This is a genomic window from Parabacteroides sp. PM6-13, from assembly GCF_029892605.1.
Taxonomy (GTDB): Bacteria; Bacteroidota; Bacteroidia; order Bacteroidales; family Tannerellaceae; genus QVMG01.
On record NZ_JARXWF010000009.1, the window covers coordinates 125,731 to 140,939 of the forward strand.

The following is a 15,209-nucleotide window of genomic DNA, read 5'->3' on the forward strand; positions in this document are numbered from 1 at the left end:
ACGGTGCAAAGATAGGTCTTTTTTTGTTGCTGCCAAACATTTGGAAATAAAAAGTAGGCAGCAAACAAAAAAAAACAATAACTGCCTCTTATTTGCGGATATTCACAGCGACTTGCACCGGATTGATCATCCGATCTCCATCCTGATCTATCAGGCCGAGGAAATACGCTCTGTCAGCAAAACGCGGGTCGTTCAGCTCCCAGGTACCATACACTTTGTAGTTGTATTCGCCTTGGCTGTCGGGCTTCATCCTAACGCACCAGGTATAGTCAATGCCTTTGCCTTTTTCAGGTATATCATAGAGTTCCACCACTTGTTCTTCGGGCAACAACAGAGCCAATCCCATATAATATTCTTTATTATACGACTGTTTATCATGGGTAACCATGCCAACCATACCTCTATGCTGGTTTTGCCAAGTCTTTTCCACCAGCGGCTGATGGTTGTTGTTGCGAACCAATCCGGTCACCATAGCGCATCCGGCAGGCAGCGGAGAGGTGGTCATTTTGTTTTCATACGCATAGCTTCCGGCCCAGATCGTAACGGTCTGTTGCACATTTACCTTTTCGCCATCCACATCCCATCCGATATGTTCCAGGTTGAACAGACTTCTGACCGGCCCTTCCGAGATGATATGAAAACGGGCCGTATCCACATTGCCGTTCACTACGCCGGCACGAACGCCCAAACGGATCAGGCTATCCCCTTTTTGCACCGCCAGTCCGCCGGGACCGAAGGAGGTGGCTACACTCAGAATATCACGTCCCCATTCCTGCAATACATGATAGGTATCTCCGGGGCATCCGTCCGGCTTGATTCCCACGGTATCCAATACCATATCGGTCACCCGTTTGCCAAACACATCCCGGCAGTCTCTTCCATCAAAATAGTGACGGAATCCTACTTTATCGTTTTCCCAGGCGATCCCATCCATCTGAAAAGGATATCCTTCGCCACGGGGCAGGTTTTCTTTGGCCAGCCAATCCGATTGCAATTCTTCCACCTTGCCCGGGCTGGTCATTTTGCCATAACGGATATTGGTGCGTCGCACAAAGGAGGGCATTTCTCCCTCTTCCGCCCAGGTCAGGCTGATCTCCGCCTTTCCGTTTGCAGGCAGTGAATAAACAAAGGAAAGCTCATCCCATTGTCCGTCGCCATCGAGGTCGTCGGTTTGAGAAGGAATTACCATCCCATCTTTATCGATGAGAAGAGGCAGCAAGCCTGCTGCCTGCTCTGCCAACTGATCGCGCGCAATCACAACGGGAGCATCCGGATGCTCCAGATTCAATGGGTTAACCAACGTAATTGTATCCCCTTTGGGGGTACAGGAACAAACAATACATGCTAATAAAAAAAATAGTCCGTGTTTCATATCTTTATTTTATTTTGTGACGATTGAAGCAATCGATATACGATCAATCGACCAGGGGAGGAGAGGTGGATGGTGAACTGATCTGCCAGGGATTCGTTGAGTGTACCCTGCCACCAACTGTTTAAGCCTCTTTCTTGCAAAGGCCAGCGCAGTCCTTCCGTGGTGATTTTCGTATCGGGCGTAAGGGAAAAGATCGATACCTGCTGGCCGGGATAGCTGTCGAATGTCGCTGTGCGGTTGGTAGGCATAAACACCCCCCAATCGGTCAGCATCTCTACCCGGTCGAATAAGGGGCCGTAATCCGCCAATAGCGAGATGTTACCCAAGGTATGATCCTCGCGCAGGCCTGTTGCCCCCACGATTAACAGCTCTTTCTCGCCTGCCTCTTTGGCAAAATGAACCGCCTTGGTCAGGTCGTTGGTCTCCTGTTCCGAATAGGTGTGTATGCGATCGGCAAAGCGCTCTTTCAGCTCCTCCGGAATGCTATCCATATCGCCCACAATCGCATCCGGTGTCACCCCATGCGCCAGCAGCGTCACGACAGCGCCGTCACAGGCAATCACCCGTTTTGCTTCGCGCAATAGATCCGGGAGAAACGGCAGGGAGGGAAACAGTCCATCGGCCACCACGATGCAGGGAGCCTGTCCGATCATCCAGCCTTGATTCCTTTCTTTTTCCATGTGTACCATCCGATAATGGGCAATAAAGCGTAGCAAAGATAAAGAAACATCGTGGGATAGAGGTCACGCAGCCAATATAAATAAACAGATACCAGATTGATCACGATCCAGAATCCCCAGTGTTCGATGATGCATTTCGCCAGCATCCAGGTTGCTACGATGCTTGCCGCCGTCGTAAAGGCATCGCCTACCGGAATGGGTGAATCGGTATAATGCGCCAACACATACCATATCAGAAAGAAAAGGATGCCGATAGCCACCAATACCCCGACAAACATCCAGGGAGTTATATGCTTGTAGACAATCGATTCCTCTTTTTTCTCTTCCGCCTGCACGGCATTCTTTTGTCGGCTCCACTGCATAAAACCATAGATGCTGATCACCACATAATAGATATTCAGCCCCATATCGGCATATACCTTCGCAAAGAAAAAGACAAACACATAGGTCAGCGAGGTCAGGAAACCGACCACCCACATCGCCCGGTGCTGCTTTATCTCCAGCAGGAGATAAAGCAATCCGGTTATAACACCAAAGTATTCAAGGATTTGTTCCATCATTAGAATTTAAACGTTACGCGCGCCATCGCATGTGTCCCTGCTTGGGTAAATAATCCATCTTCCGTATACCGTTCGCCATCGACCATGGCCGAATAGACCCAACCGTTGGTTTCATACTTCTCGTTGAACAGGTTGTTGATTGTTACGTCCAAGGCAATCTCTTTCATAAACGAAGGCGTGAAAGTGTACCCCACCCGCAGGCTATTCACAAAATAGGGATCGACCGACCGGCTCTTGGCAGAGGTATTATCCAGGTATTGCCGTCCTACATATTGAGAGGTAAAGCTGGCAGAGAATTTCTTCCAGTTGAAATCAAAAATACTATTGGCAATCGTAGCGGGCGAAAAGGCGATATCGGTTGTTCCCAGGTTGTTTTCGATCACCTCCTGTCCCGCAATGGGTGTCCAGTTGGCATCATAGTTCTCTATCACCTCCGTAAAATGACGGATTTTATTCCGGCTCAATGTCATATTCCCGCTCCAACCCAGCCAATTGGTTATTTTGGCGCCGACCGTCAATTCGATCCCTGCCCGGTAGCTGTCTTTGATATTGCTTGTCAGGGCTTCTCCGATCTCGCTAATCTTTCCGGTCAGAATCAATTGATTGTTGTAATCCATATAATAGAGGTTCACTCCCACGTTGAAGCGTGGATGCGTATAGCTGTAGCCCAGTTCGTAGTCATAGAGTGTTTCATGCGTTGGGTGTTCGTTCGGTCCCGCTTCGGTGAAGTTATCGCGGTTGGGCTCCCGGTTGGCGATGGCAAACGAGGCAAAGGCATTATGCCCGTTCTTTTGGAAATTCAACCCCGCTTTCGGGTTAAAGAAATCCCAGTGTTTGTCGATATGCACATTGTCACCTGCCTTGTCATCGCTCCCGTCGATCGTATAATCGATGCCGCGGTATTGCAGGTCGAGATAACCGTGTAATGTCTTACTTAACCGATAATTCGCTTTGACATACACATTATAGTCGACCTTATCACCCCGGTTCCGGTAGTATTCATAATCGGGCTGAGGCAGGTTCTGAGCGGTTTTCATCCACATCACCCGTCCGAAGTGGTCGCATACGAAGCGATTGATGCCTCCACCCAGGGTAGCATGCAGGTTGGTATTCAGGTAATTAATCCCGAATATCCCGCCGTAGAAATCACTCTTCAGCCATTTGCGCCGCACCAGGTCGCTCTTCTTTACCTCTTTCCCCTCCGAATCGGTGAAACTTGGCAGTTTGTAGCTACTGAATTTTGCTCCGGCTTTATAGTCTTCATAATAGCCTTCTCCCGGTGTATAATGGAGTGTGACGTTCATATTCCAATAATCGCCCATCCGGTGGTTGGCGATCAGGTGATAGTGCTGCTGCCAGTAGTTATCCGTCTGGTTGTCATAATATTTGGTTACGCCATTCTCTTTATATTCGCCACAGGGGTTATAGGTCCGATTTGTAGAAAGCATCTCGGAGGGCACCCCGTTCCATGCCTGGTAGGTCGCTTCGCTACTGCCGAAGGTCTGAAAGCGGATCAGGGAGTTGTCGGCATAATAAGAGGCCGACAGGAAATAGGAACTCATCTTAGCCGAGGCGCGGTCGATAAACCCGTCACTGCGGATATCGGAATAGCGGGCATCGATCACAAAGCGATCATATAACAGTCCCGTACCCCCTTCCACCGTATGCTTGAGTGTACCAAACGAACCCGCCGACAACGAGTATTGTGCGTAGGGCTTCAACGAGGCCTTTTGTGTCTGCATAGCGACCGTGGCGCCAAAGGCCGCCGCTCCGTTGGTCGAAGTACCTGCACCGCGCTGGATCTGGATATTGTCGACTGACGAGGCGAAGTCGGGCATATTCACCCAGAACACCCCGTGCGATTCGGCGTCGTTCAGTGGCACCCCGTTTACCGTAATATTGATACGGTTTGCATCCGTACCGCGAATACGGAACCCGGAATAACCAATGCCTGTGCCGGCGTCGGAGGTCATAATCACGGAAGGTGAGGTAGCAATCAGGTAAGGAATGCCCTGCCCGTCGTTGCGACGCGACAGCTCCTGCTGCGAGATCTCGCTATAAGCAACGGGTGTCTCTTTGGTCACACGGGTAGCCGTGACCATCACTTCGTCCAGCGAGATATCTTTAGCAATTTTCAAGGAATCAACCGGATCTATAGCGTATCCGGACATACAACTCGCCATTACGACCGCGGCGATCATAGATAAAACTCTTTTCATTTTTTTCTGCTCTTTTTTTAAGTGAAACGAATCAAATGAATAAGAGGAGTGTTGTTTTTGGAAGGATATACCATGAAGCCCGGCCGGCACTTCATTCTTTTTCCCTACGACGGCATTACCCGCTTCAGGTTCTATGGGTATAATCTCAGCCTGTGAATTTTTCACAAGCACCCCTGTCTATTCGGGGGCAAAGGAAAGGAAAATAGGTGATAAATCCAAATACTTTTATTACCTTTGTGAAGAGAGGCTTGTCTTATTACACTATTAAAATGATTAAAAATGAATTACAACGTATCATTCTCGGAGATGAACAAGTTGGCGATGCAGGCAAACTCAAAGCCGTCCAAAATTTCCTTAGAAGAAATGCGGAAATCGGCTACGGAAGTAAAGAGCAAAAGCTTGTCAAAAAAGAAGAAGAAAAGCATTTAATACACTTCGCCACTACTCAAAAACTGTTTTATTCGGGCAAAATATCTGAAGAGAATTTTGTTGCCGAAGGTGCTGAACAAAAGGTTTATCGACTAAACGATACCCAAATCATTAAAACGAACGGAACCATTTTCTACGAAACATGGCTCGATTATTTGAACAGTCTTTTAATCCATAATTATTTTTTCTCGGCAACGGCATACAGTTTTATGGGATTTGTTCTAATTGAAAATACCCTGTCTGCCGTTGTTCGACAGGATTTTATTGTAGCTAACGAACCTACAAACTTGAACTCTGTCAGACAGTTTCTGGCATTTAACGGCTTTCAAAACACCAGAAATAACGACTATTATAATCCTGAACTTGGAATTATTTTTGAAGACCTGCACGACGAGAATGTTTTATCGCATAATAAAGTCCTCTTCTTTATTGATACCGTTTTTTATCTTACAGAAAGCTTCTTTACTTCTGATCTGACATCTATTCCCTCTTCACTCCGAAATTAAACAATGCAGACGGTTCTCGGGCGTTGTCCATCAGGAGGGCCAGTTCGGCTACTTTCTCGGGATAGGCTTCTGCTAAGTTGTTGTCTTCGTGGATGTCTTGGCTGAGGTCGTATAGTTCGACGATGGTCTCGCCGACGATCGGCTGACGTATTAGTTTCCAGTTGCCACTGCGTAGGGCTTTGCGTCCGTTGCGTTCATGGAATTCCCAGTAGAGGTAGTCGTGCTCTTGTTGCCCTTCTTTGGATAGGAGTGTTGGCAAGAGGGAGATGCCATCTGTTGCGACGGGTAGGGTGGTGCCGGTCAGTTCGGCCAGCGTCGGCATCATATCCCAGAAAGCGCCTACATGATCGTTTTTCACGCCTCCTTCGATCGTGCCCGGACACCAGGCAATCATCGGTACGCGTATACCGCCTTCGTACACATCGCGTTTGGTGCCTTTCAGCGGTCCGTAGCTTTGGAAATAATCAGGGTTGGCGCCCCCTTCGCTGTGGGGACCGTTGTCGCTGGTAAAGATCACGATGGTATGTTGATCGATGCCCAGTTCTTTTACCAATGCCATGATCTCACCCACATGCATATCCAAGCGGCTGACCATCGCGGCAAACGAGGCGTAAGGCTTTTCCGAAGAGTGATAGGTGCCGTTGGCCGGTTTCTCGTAAGGCACCTCCTCGAAGGCATTTTCGTAGATCGCGTAAATGGAGTCGTGCGGCAGGTTCATCTCGGCATGCGGCAGGGTATAGGTCAGCATCGCCAGGAAGGGCTTGTCTTTGTTGTCGCGGATAAAGGCCTTTGCCTGTTCGTGGATGATATCGTGCACATAGGTCTGCCGTCCGTTATTATCGTTCTCCGGATAGTCCACCCGTTCCTCATTGCTCCAGAGATGATCGGGCCAATAGCTATGCGCCCGGGTCTGACAGTTGTAGCCGAAGAAACGGTCGAAGCCCATCTTGGTCGGCACCGACTCCGATCCCGGATGGCCTAAACCCCATTTCCCAAACATACCGGTCGTATACCCGGCCGATTGCATCAGGCGCCCTATCGTATAGGTGCCCGCCTCCATCGGCTGTTGCCCTTCGGGTTGGATGCGCACATTGCCGCGGATCTGCGCGTGTCCGGTGTGCAGGCCTGTCATCAACGCACAACGGGAGGGCGCACTCACGGTGCATCCGGCATAATGCTGCGTAAACTGCATACCTTCGGAAGCCATCCGGTCGAGATGAGGTGTCTTGGTTTTCTGTTGTCCATAGCAACCTAAGTCGCCATAACCCAGGTCATCTGCCAGGATATAGATCACATTCATGGGCATTTGTTCGGGTGCTTTCTCCACACAACCAGTCAGCGCGGCCGTTGCCGCAAGCGGCATACAAGCCCAGGCTATTTTTTTCATCTCTTTCATGATACGTTGAATTTTATGCAAATATAGTGAAAAAATGGTCGAATGATTCTTCGTTTTTAAGGTCCTTAAAGTCTTTTTGCTTTACGCCTTCGGCTAAGCGATCTTCGATTGACAATTTGCTTTACGCTTCGCTAAGCGATTTACAAATTGTCAAAATCGCCCGAGAATTTTTCCGAAAACGTAGGGGTATTTAAAATTAGTCCCGCGAGTAACACTTTTTAACGTATCATATTGTAAAGCAAAATGGCAATTTTGCTTACACTTTGTATTTTGAGAGTTTCATAAGAAAGGGGGAACGCAGATTACGCAGGTTTTTCTTCAAATCGGAGGAAATGGGAAGGTTTTAGAAAGCCCGAAAGGGCTTCAACCCGGATAACCCCGTGCAAACCGTAGGTGCAGCTCGGGGTAGACGTAATATATATATCATGAGTTCCGTAGGAGGTCAACTGTTGAGCACCTACGGAGCTCGTTTCTATGACACAATCAACCCCGAGCTGCGCCTTAGCGGCTTGCACGGGGTTATCCACATCTAAGTCCTTGCGGACTTTAGAACCTTCAAACTTTACAATATCTGAAGACACCCCTTTCTCCTTTCTCCTTTCTCCTTTCTCCCTTCTCCCTTCTCCCTTCTCCTTCAAATCTTCCAAAACCCGAATATACCTCCTGGTTCCTCCCCTCCATCCCCTAAAAATACTTAACAGGAAACCGGAATCGTACCGAATTGCTATCTTTGTAGAAATACACGGACAAAGGATACTATGAGTAAAAAGATTTTTACATCATTCGTTCTGTTAGCCACTCTGGTTGGATGCCAGCACAACACGACGGAAATTCAGACCTTGTGCTTACGCGACGGGATTGGTAATTATATGATCAAATGGGAAACGACACCTCCTATGGAGGGAGTCGCTAAGATCTATGTATCAAATAATCCGGATAGGTTTGCCCGAAAAGATCCCTCCATTTACGCGGATATCAGTCAGGGTGTGGCTACCTACATCACCAACGATAATGTGACGCGCCAGTATTTTTGTCTTACCTTCAACGATAAACATGCGCAGATTGTCGGCGCGCGCTCCGTATTGATGGATAGTGTGCAAAACCTGCGCGACCTGGGTGGTTACCCGGGAGAAAAAGGGCGAATGACCCGCTGGGGAAGGGTCTACCGGTCGGGCGATGTGAGCCGTTTAAGCATACAGGACTCCTTGCGGATGAGCGATCTGCATATCAAGACTATTATCGACCTGAGAACCGCCGCCGAGATAAACGCTTCGCCCGTCACCTTCGAGGAGGCGCAGATCGTAGCATTGCCCCTGACCGTCGGGAACCTGGATAATATTGAGCCATTCCTGCGCGAGGGCAAGATGCGCAAAGGCGACGCAACGGTCTATATGCAGGATATGTACCTAAAATTCATTACCGACAACCACGAAGCCTTTGCCCGGGCCTTGCAGGTGTTCCTGGACAAGGACAATTATCCGATCCTCTTCTCCTGCTCGCTGGGGAAAGACGCGACAGGCTTTCTCTCCTCTCTATTGCTTCAGCTGCTGGATGTCCCCGATCAGACGGTGATAAGAGATTACCTGGCTTCCAACGAATACATCATTATGCAGCGCTATGCCTATATGGTGCGCAATCTGAGCTTCGAATCGCAGGAGGCGATCACCACGCTGCTCTCTGTAAACGAGCTCTTTATGCAGCCCGTACGACAGAAAATATTGCGGGATTATACCTCGTTTGATAATTTTGTAGAAACGGCACTCAGTTTCTCAGAAAAAGACCAGGAGCGGCTAAAAGATATTTTGCTTTATTAGTGTGAATTCGAATAATTTAGCTACCTTTGCGCCCTCTAGACATTTATAAATCATATTTTTTTGAAAACATTTGAAGAATTAGGAGTTGCCTCACCGATTTTGAAGGCAATTCAAGAAATGGGTTACGAATCGCCCATGCCGGTACAGGAGGAAGTGATTCCTTTACTACTGGGAGAAGATAACGATGTGATCGCATTGGCCCAGACGGGTACGGGTAAAACAGCCGCTTTCGGGTTGCCCATCCTGCAGAAAATAGAAATCGATCAGCTCTATCCACAAGCTTTGATATTATGCCCCACACGTGAACTTTGTTTGCAGATTGCCGACGATCTGAACGACTATTCCAAGTATATGGAAAAGCTGAAGGTATTGCCGGTCTACGGGGGATCGAGTATCGATAGCCAGATAAAGACATTGAAACGCGGCGTGCATGTGGTAGTAGCCACACCGGGACGTTTGCTCGACCTGTTGGAACGCAAAACAGTCGACCTGGGCATGGTCAAAAACGTGATCCTCGATGAGGCCGACGAGATGCTCAATATGGGCTTCACCGAAAGCATCAATGCCATCCTGGCACAGGTGCCTGAATCACGTAATATGCTGCTTTTCTCGGCTACCATGCCGCAGGGGATCGCTCAGATCACCCGCAAATACATGAAGAATCCGAAAGAGATCGTGATCGGGAAAAAGAACGAAGGCAATAAGAATATCCGCCACATCTATTATATGGTGCGCGCGCAGGATAAGTATTTAGCGCTGAAACGTATTGCCGATTACTACCCCAATATCTACGGGATCATTTTCTGCCGCACGCGGAAAGAGACACAGGAAATTGCCGACAAGCTGATACAGGACGGCTATAACGCCGATTCATTGCATGGCGAACTGAGCCAGCAACAACGCGACTATGTGATGCAGAAGTTCCGTATCAAGAACCTGCAACTATTGGTGGCTACCGATGTGGCTGCACGCGGACTGGACGTAGACGACCTGACGCATGTGATCAACTACGGATTGCCCGATGAGACCGAATCCTATACCCACCGTAGCGGACGTACCGGACGGGCGGGCAAGACAGGGATCTCCATCTCGATCTGTCATGTCAGAGAAAAAGGAAAGATCCGCGAGATCGAACGCATCATCAATAAAAAGTTTGAAAAAGAGAATATCCCAAGCGGAAGCTCGATCTGCGAAAAGCAGTTGATGAACCTGGTCGATCAGATCGAAAAGGTGAAGGTGAACGAGGAGGAGATTGAAGGCCTGATGCCCTCGATCTATCGCAAGCTGGAATGGCTCGATAAGGAGGATATCATCAAGCGGGTGGTGTCGTTGGAGTTCAACCGGATGCTCGACTACTACCGTGACGCCGATGAAATCGAAGAGGTCGACGAGCGTCAGCCCCGGAAAGAGTACGATGAAAAGGGAAATTCCGGACGAAATAGCCATGCCGGACGTCGTGTTTTTGACGCGGAAGCGGGATTCACACGCTTCTTCCTCAACTTCGGGAAAGCGGATGGGCTCTATCCGAATCAATTGATCGAACTGGTCAACCGTTGTGTGCCGGGTAAGGTGCGCATTGGCAAGATCGATCTGATGGAAAACTTCTCTTTCTTCGAAGTGGAAGAATCGGAAAGCCGGCGTGTGATGGACGGCATGAACGGTTTTGAGATCGACGGAAAGCGTATCTCCGTTGAGCCTGCGCAAGGACGCAAAGGCGAGGGTGGCGGACGCAAAGGCGGCGGCAGTTATGCCCGCAAAGGAAAAGGTGGTCGGAGTGACGATGGCCATTTCTACGACCGTTTCGACAAGCGCAAAAACAGCGATAAACCTTGGAGACGTTCACCATCGGAAAGAGAAGCGCGGAAGAAATCTTACAAACGTTAATTTCTTTTCATTTTCATATCATTAGAGGTAAACTTTCATTACCTTTGCGAGATTTTAAGAGAGAAAAAAATATATTTAGAGTAAAAGAAGATTATGCTTAATCCAATTAACAAGACGATCGATTTAGGTGATGGAAGAACCATCACGATCGAAACCGGGAAATTGGCGAAACAGGCCGACGGTTCAGTAACCGTACGCATGAACAACACCGTGTTGTTGGCCACTGTAACTGCCGCAAAAGATGCAAACCCCGGTGTGGACTTTATGCCACTACAAGTTGAGTACAAAGAAAAATTTTCCGCTTTCGGACGGTTCCCGGGCGGTTTCACTAAGAGAGAAGGGAAGGCTTCCGACTACGAGATCCTGACATCACGTCTGGTTGACCGTGTTCTTCGCCCATTGTTCCCGGATAACTATCACGCAGAAGTTTTTGTAAACATCATACTTTTCTCCTCCGACGGGGAAGATATGCCGGATGCGCTGGCCGGATTGGCTGCTTCGGCTGCTTTGGCTGTTTCGGATATTCCGTTCAACGGACCGATCTCTGAGGTGCGCGTAGCGCGTATCGATGGTCAGTTCGTGATCAACCCGACATTCGCAGAACTGGAACGTGCCGATATCGACATGATGGTTGGTGCGACGATGGACAACATCATGATGGTGGAAGGCGAAATGGACGAGGTACAGGAAGTTGAAATGCTCGAAGCGATCAAGGTAGCTCACGAAGCGATCAAACAACAGTGCCAGGTTCAGCAAGAGCTGATGGAAGCTGTTGGTACCACCGTGAAACGTGAATACGACCACGAGGTGAACGACGACGAACTGCGCAAGGATGTACGCGAAAAATGTTTCGATAAAGTATATGCCGTAGCCGTTTCAGGAAGCGACAAGCACCAGCGTGCAGATGCTTTCAAAGCGATTGTTGACGAATATAAAGCCACGTTTACAGAAGAAGAACTGGCTGAAAAGGCTGAAATGATCGGTCGTTACTACCACGACGTAGAGAAAGAAGCCATGCGTCGCGCGATTCTGGACGAAGGGAAACGTCTGGATGGTCGTAAGACAACAGAAATTCGTCCGATCTGGATCGAGACCGATTACCTGCCGGGACCTCACGGCTCTGCCGTATTTACCCGTGGAGAAACACAATCATTGACTACGGTTACCCTGGGAACCAAGTCGGATGAAAAGATGATCGACGATGTATTGAACCATAGCAAGGAACGTTTCTTGTTGCACTATAACTTCCCTCCGTTCTCAACCGGTGAAGCCCGCCCGCAACGCGCCGTGGGACGTCGTGAGATCGGTCACGGAAACCTGGCTCATCGCGCCTTGAAACGCATGATTCCGGAAGATTATCCATACGTGATCCGTGTTGTTTCTGATATCCTGGAATCAAACGGTTCCTCTTCTATGGCAACTGTTTGTGCCGGTACACTGGCCTTGATGGACGCAGGGGTACAGATCAAGAAGCCGGTATCGGGTATTGCAATGGGATTGATCTCTGAAAATAAGGGACAAAACTATGCGATCCTTTCTGATATCTTAGGCGACGAAGACCACTTGGGTGATATGGACTTCAAGGTGACAGGTACTGAAAACGGTATCACGGCCACGCAGATGGACATCAAGGTAGACGGACTTTCTTACGAGATCCTGGAAAATGCATTGGCACAGGCGAAAGAGGGACGTATGCACATCTTGGGTAAGATCACTGATGCAATGCCTGAAGCACGCGAAGACCTGAAACCGCACGCTCCGCGTATCGAGAAGATGACGATCGCTAAGGAATTCATTGGTGCCGTTATTGGCCCGGGTGGAAAGATTATTCAGGGTATTCAGGAGAAGACAGGCGCTATCATCACCATCGAAGAGGTGGACGGTGTAGGTGTGATCGAGATATCAGGCACCAACAAAGATACGATCGACTCGGCTATCCGCTCGATCAAAGCGATCGTGGCTGTGCCGGAAATCGGCGAAGTGTACGAAGGAAAGATCTCTTCGGTGATGCCTTACGGTGCCTTCGTTGAGTTTATGCCGGGCAAAGATGGCTTGTTGCATATCTCGGAAATCGACTGGAAACGTCTGGAAACCGTAGAACAAGCCGGTCTGCAGGAAGGCGACATCGTAGAGGTGAAGCTGGTGGATATCGATCCGAAGACAGGCAAATTCAAGCTTTCTCGCAAAGTATTGATGCCGAAACCGGAAGGTTACGAAGAACGTCCTCCTCGTGCTGATCGCGGAGACCGTGGTGATCGTGGCCCTCGTCAGGGTGGATTCGATCGCGGACCACGCAACGACCGTGGTGACCGTGGCGGAGATCGCGGAGGAAACCGCGGACCGCGCTATTAAAAGAACACCTCTCCCCCGCCCCCTCTCCACAAGAGAGGGGTGTGTTCGGAGAAATGATAATAACACAAAAAGACCTTAAGGACTTCAACGTCTTTAAGGTCTTTTTTTATATTTTACCCCTTCCCTTAGAAAGCCCGGAAATGCAATTGCAGGTTTAAGACCGGGTAGACATCAAAGTTTTTCAGGAATTTATTGAAGCTGTCGAGTTCTTCACTTGCTTCCAGGTTCACCAAGTCGGTGACGTCCTTTCCCTCCTTGATAATAAAGGTAGGGGTTCCATGAAACATAGCGCCCAGTTCGAATTTGAAACCGACCAGGTTATTCTTGGTGATCGATCGTCCGAAGCCGAGTCCCACATAGGGTTTGAAGCCTTTGGTTTCGATATCCGCGGAGACCCTACCGTTTTCAGGATTAATAATCAGGTCACCAATCTCTATCGGACGGCCAGCCAAAGCGTCAGTCGAGACTTTTATAATATCCGTTTTACCGACATAGAATCCGCCGGTGATATGGATCGGCACGTTGCGAAACGGGAATATATCCGCCAGCAATAAGCCATTCACCATATCCGCCTTGGCTGTCATTGGGATAGGTGCGGTGCCTTCATAATCTTCATAACGAATGATTCCGTCGTACTCGTAGTCGTAGCTGTACTTAAACATCATCACACCGGCGCGCAGGGTAAGGAAACGGGTCATCGGTGTTGCCACCTGCACACCCACCCCCATGGTCCCCGCGTTGGCGGAGATCGACAGATGTTCAAACGGTTTTGCGTCGTCCTGCGCGGACACTTGTACGGCAAAGATGGCTAATAACACAAATAACAAACTTGATTTCTTCATGTAATCTTTCTATTAATGTAACAATATGTGAGTTTCAATTATACCTATACCTATCGTCCAAACATAATCCCCATCCTTTTTCCCTGCGTGATCAGTTCATGGTCGGGGGTAACGACGCGCAATTTGCCGGCCACCTCTTCCAAAGGAACAGAGCGAACCTTGTCGCCACACATGCACACCATACGCCCAAACTGGCCGTTGGCAACCAATTCCGTAGCATATCCGCCCAGGCGGGTCGCCAGGTTGCGGTCGAAAGGCGACGGGTTGCCTCCGCGTTGCGTATAACCTAACACCGTATCGCGCGTTTCAATGCCTGTGCCCTCTTCGATGGCTTTGGTGATATAATCGGCCGGTCGGCTTCCATCCGGTGTGGCAACACCTTCGGCTGCTACCACAATCGAGTAGGGTTTCCCACGGCGTGTACGATCGAGGATGGCTTCGTTTACCCTATCCATATCGTACCCCAGCTCCGGCAAGAGGATCACATCCGCCCCCCCTGCCATGCCCGCGTACAGGGCGATCCATCCGGCATGATGCCCCATCACCTCTACCACCATCACCCGCTTATGCGAGCTGGCGGTGGAATGGAGCCTGTCGATCGCTTCGGTTGCGATATTCACCGCCGTATCAAAGCCGAAAGAGATATCGGTGCCCCATATGTCATTGTCGATCGTTTTGGGCACACCAATGATATTCAATCCCATCTTCGAAAGCAGATGGGCTGTTTTCTGGGTTCCGTTGCCACCGATGCAGACCACGGCATCCAGCTCCAACTCCCTATAATTATTCCATACGATCTGTGGCAGATCACTGTCGGGCGACTTCAGCCGTTTGCGCAGTCCCTTTTCACGGGAGGTACCCAGGATGGTCCCCCCCAGGTTCAGGATACCTGAGAGGGTTCGCTCGGTAAACATCTCCACATCTTTGGTAATAAGCCCTGAATAACCCCGGTGAATACCGACCACCTCCATGCCATAATGCATCAAAGCCGTCTTGCCGACTCCCCGGATCGTCGCGTTGATACCCGGGCAATCACCTCCTGCAGAAAGAATACCTATTTTCATTTGATTCGCAGCATTTATGCTACAAAGATAAAAAAAATGAATAAATCCCGGTTTAAGACAGGGTGGCGTTCCTATCATTGTGAGCGGTAAA

At 49.3% G+C, this 15,209-nt stretch carries 11 protein-coding genes and 1 riboswitch; of the genes, 4 read left to right on the forward strand and 7 right to left on the reverse strand.

What is annotated here, in order from left to right; translation table 11 throughout:
* Positions 1 to 88: 88 nt before the first annotated feature.
* From M2134_RS10020 to M2134_RS10035, 4 genes are read right to left on the reverse strand one after another with little or no spacing between them, the layout of a single operon-like run.
* Complete coding sequence (locus M2134_RS10020) at positions 89 to 1,372, reverse strand: DUF4861 domain-containing protein (protein ID WP_280751169.1); 1,284 nt, start codon at positions 1,370 to 1,372, stop codon at positions 89 to 91.
* Positions 1,369 to 2,025 carry a thiamine diphosphokinase gene (locus M2134_RS10025; RefSeq protein WP_280751197.1) on the reverse strand — a complete coding sequence of 219 codons (657 nt, stop codon included), beginning with the start codon at positions 2,023 to 2,025 and terminating at the stop codon, positions 1,369 to 1,371. The genes M2134_RS10020 and M2134_RS10025 overlap by 4 nt, the downstream gene beginning before the upstream one ends.
* Entirely contained in the window at positions 2,022 to 2,609 is a 588-nt protein-coding gene (gene pnuC / locus M2134_RS10030) for a nicotinamide riboside transporter PnuC (RefSeq protein ID WP_280751198.1), read from the reverse strand. Before pnuC ends, M2134_RS10025 begins: the two co-directional genes overlap by 4 nt.
* Before the next feature lie 2 nt (positions 2,610 to 2,611).
* Entirely contained in the window at positions 2,612 to 4,831 is a 2,220-nt protein-coding gene (locus M2134_RS10035) for a TonB-dependent receptor (RefSeq protein WP_280751170.1), read from the reverse strand.
* Between the two features lie 84 nt (positions 4,832 to 4,915).
* A riboswitch (TPP riboswitch) is annotated at positions 4,916 to 5,016 on the reverse strand.
* An 84-nt stretch (positions 5,017 to 5,100) separates the two neighbouring features.
* On the opposite strand from M2134_RS10035, the gene M2134_RS10040 reads away from it, so the two are divergent.
* Positions 5,101 to 5,766, forward strand: a complete 666-nt coding sequence (locus M2134_RS10040) for a hypothetical protein (protein ID WP_280751171.1) — start codon at positions 5,101 to 5,103, stop codon at positions 5,764 to 5,766.
* On the opposite strand, the gene M2134_RS10045 is transcribed toward M2134_RS10040, so the two are convergent.
* On the reverse strand, positions 5,741 to 7,153 hold the full coding sequence (locus tag M2134_RS10045; protein ID WP_280751199.1) for an arylsulfatase: 1,413 nt from the start codon (positions 7,151 to 7,153) through the stop codon (positions 5,741 to 5,743). The two genes, M2134_RS10040 and M2134_RS10045, sit on opposite strands and share 26 nt — an antisense overlap.
* 767 nt (positions 7,154 to 7,920) lie before the next feature.
* On the opposite strand from M2134_RS10045, the gene M2134_RS10050 reads away from it, so the two are divergent.
* The 3 genes from M2134_RS10050 (at position 7,921) to pnp (ending at position 13,212) form a co-directional block, all read left to right on the forward strand.
* Positions 7,921 to 8,976, forward strand: coding sequence for a tyrosine-protein phosphatase (locus M2134_RS10050; RefSeq protein ID WP_280751172.1), 1,056 nt, complete (start codon positions 7,921 to 7,923; stop codon positions 8,974 to 8,976).
* A gap of 117 nt (positions 8,977 to 9,093) precedes the next feature.
* Positions 9,094 to 10,860, forward strand: a complete 1,767-nt coding sequence (locus M2134_RS10055; RefSeq protein WP_280751200.1) for a DEAD/DEAH box helicase — start codon at positions 9,094 to 9,096, stop codon at positions 10,858 to 10,860.
* Positions 10,861 to 10,953: 93 nt separating this feature from the next.
* A complete protein-coding gene (gene pnp / locus M2134_RS10060; RefSeq protein WP_280751173.1) occupies positions 10,954 to 13,212 on the forward strand; it encodes a polyribonucleotide nucleotidyltransferase in 2,259 nt (752 codons plus the stop codon).
* Between the two features lie 125 nt (positions 13,213 to 13,337).
* Here pnp and M2134_RS10065 read toward each other — a convergent pair whose 3' ends face one another.
* Together M2134_RS10065 and M2134_RS10070 are read right to left on the reverse strand one after the other, a co-directional pair.
* On the reverse strand, positions 13,338 to 14,054 hold the full coding sequence (locus M2134_RS10065) for a hypothetical protein (RefSeq protein ID WP_280751174.1): 717 nt from the start codon (positions 14,052 to 14,054) through the stop codon (positions 13,338 to 13,340).
* A gap of 50 nt (positions 14,055 to 14,104) precedes the next feature.
* Positions 14,105 to 15,118 (reverse strand): ATP-dependent 6-phosphofructokinase, encoded by a 1,014-nt coding sequence (locus M2134_RS10070; RefSeq protein WP_280751175.1) that lies wholly within the window; start codon positions 15,116 to 15,118, stop codon positions 14,105 to 14,107.
* Positions 15,119 to 15,209 lie beyond the last annotated feature (91 nt).

Coding starts and splice junctions, on each gene's coding strand:
- M2134_RS10025 (WP_280751197.1), bottom strand. CDS start 2,025: ATGATCGGACAGGCTCCCTGCATCGTGGTGGCCGATGGACTGTTTCCC.
- M2134_RS10070 (WP_280751175.1), bottom strand. CDS start 15,118: ATGAAAATAGGTATTCTTTCTGCAGGAGGTGATTGCCCGGGTATCAAC.
- M2134_RS10020 (WP_280751169.1), bottom strand. CDS start 1,372: ATGAAACACGGACTATTTTTTTTATTAGCATGTATTGTTTGTTCCTGT.
- M2134_RS10065 (WP_280751174.1), bottom strand. CDS start 14,054: ATGAAGAAATCAAGTTTGTTATTTGTGTTATTAGCCATCTTTGCCGTA.
- M2134_RS10050 (WP_280751172.1), top strand. CDS start 7,921: ATGAGTAAAAAGATTTTTACATCATTCGTTCTGTTAGCCACTCTGGTT.
- pnuC (WP_280751198.1), bottom strand. CDS start 2,609: ATGGAACAAATCCTTGAATACTTTGGTGTTATAACCGGATTGCTTTAT.
- M2134_RS10045 (WP_280751199.1), bottom strand. CDS start 7,153: ATGAAAAAAATAGCCTGGGCTTGTATGCCGCTTGCGGCAACGGCCGCG.
- pnp (WP_280751173.1), top strand. CDS start 10,954: ATGCTTAATCCAATTAACAAGACGATCGATTTAGGTGATGGAAGAACC.
- M2134_RS10040 (WP_280751171.1), top strand. CDS start 5,101: ATGATTAAAAATGAATTACAACGTATCATTCTCGGAGATGAACAAGTT.
- M2134_RS10055 (WP_280751200.1), top strand. CDS start 9,094: ATGGGTTACGAATCGCCCATGCCGGTACAGGAGGAAGTGATTCCTTTA.
- M2134_RS10035 (WP_280751170.1), bottom strand. CDS start 4,831: ATGAAAAGAGTTTTATCTATGATCGCCGCGGTCGTAATGGCGAGTTGT.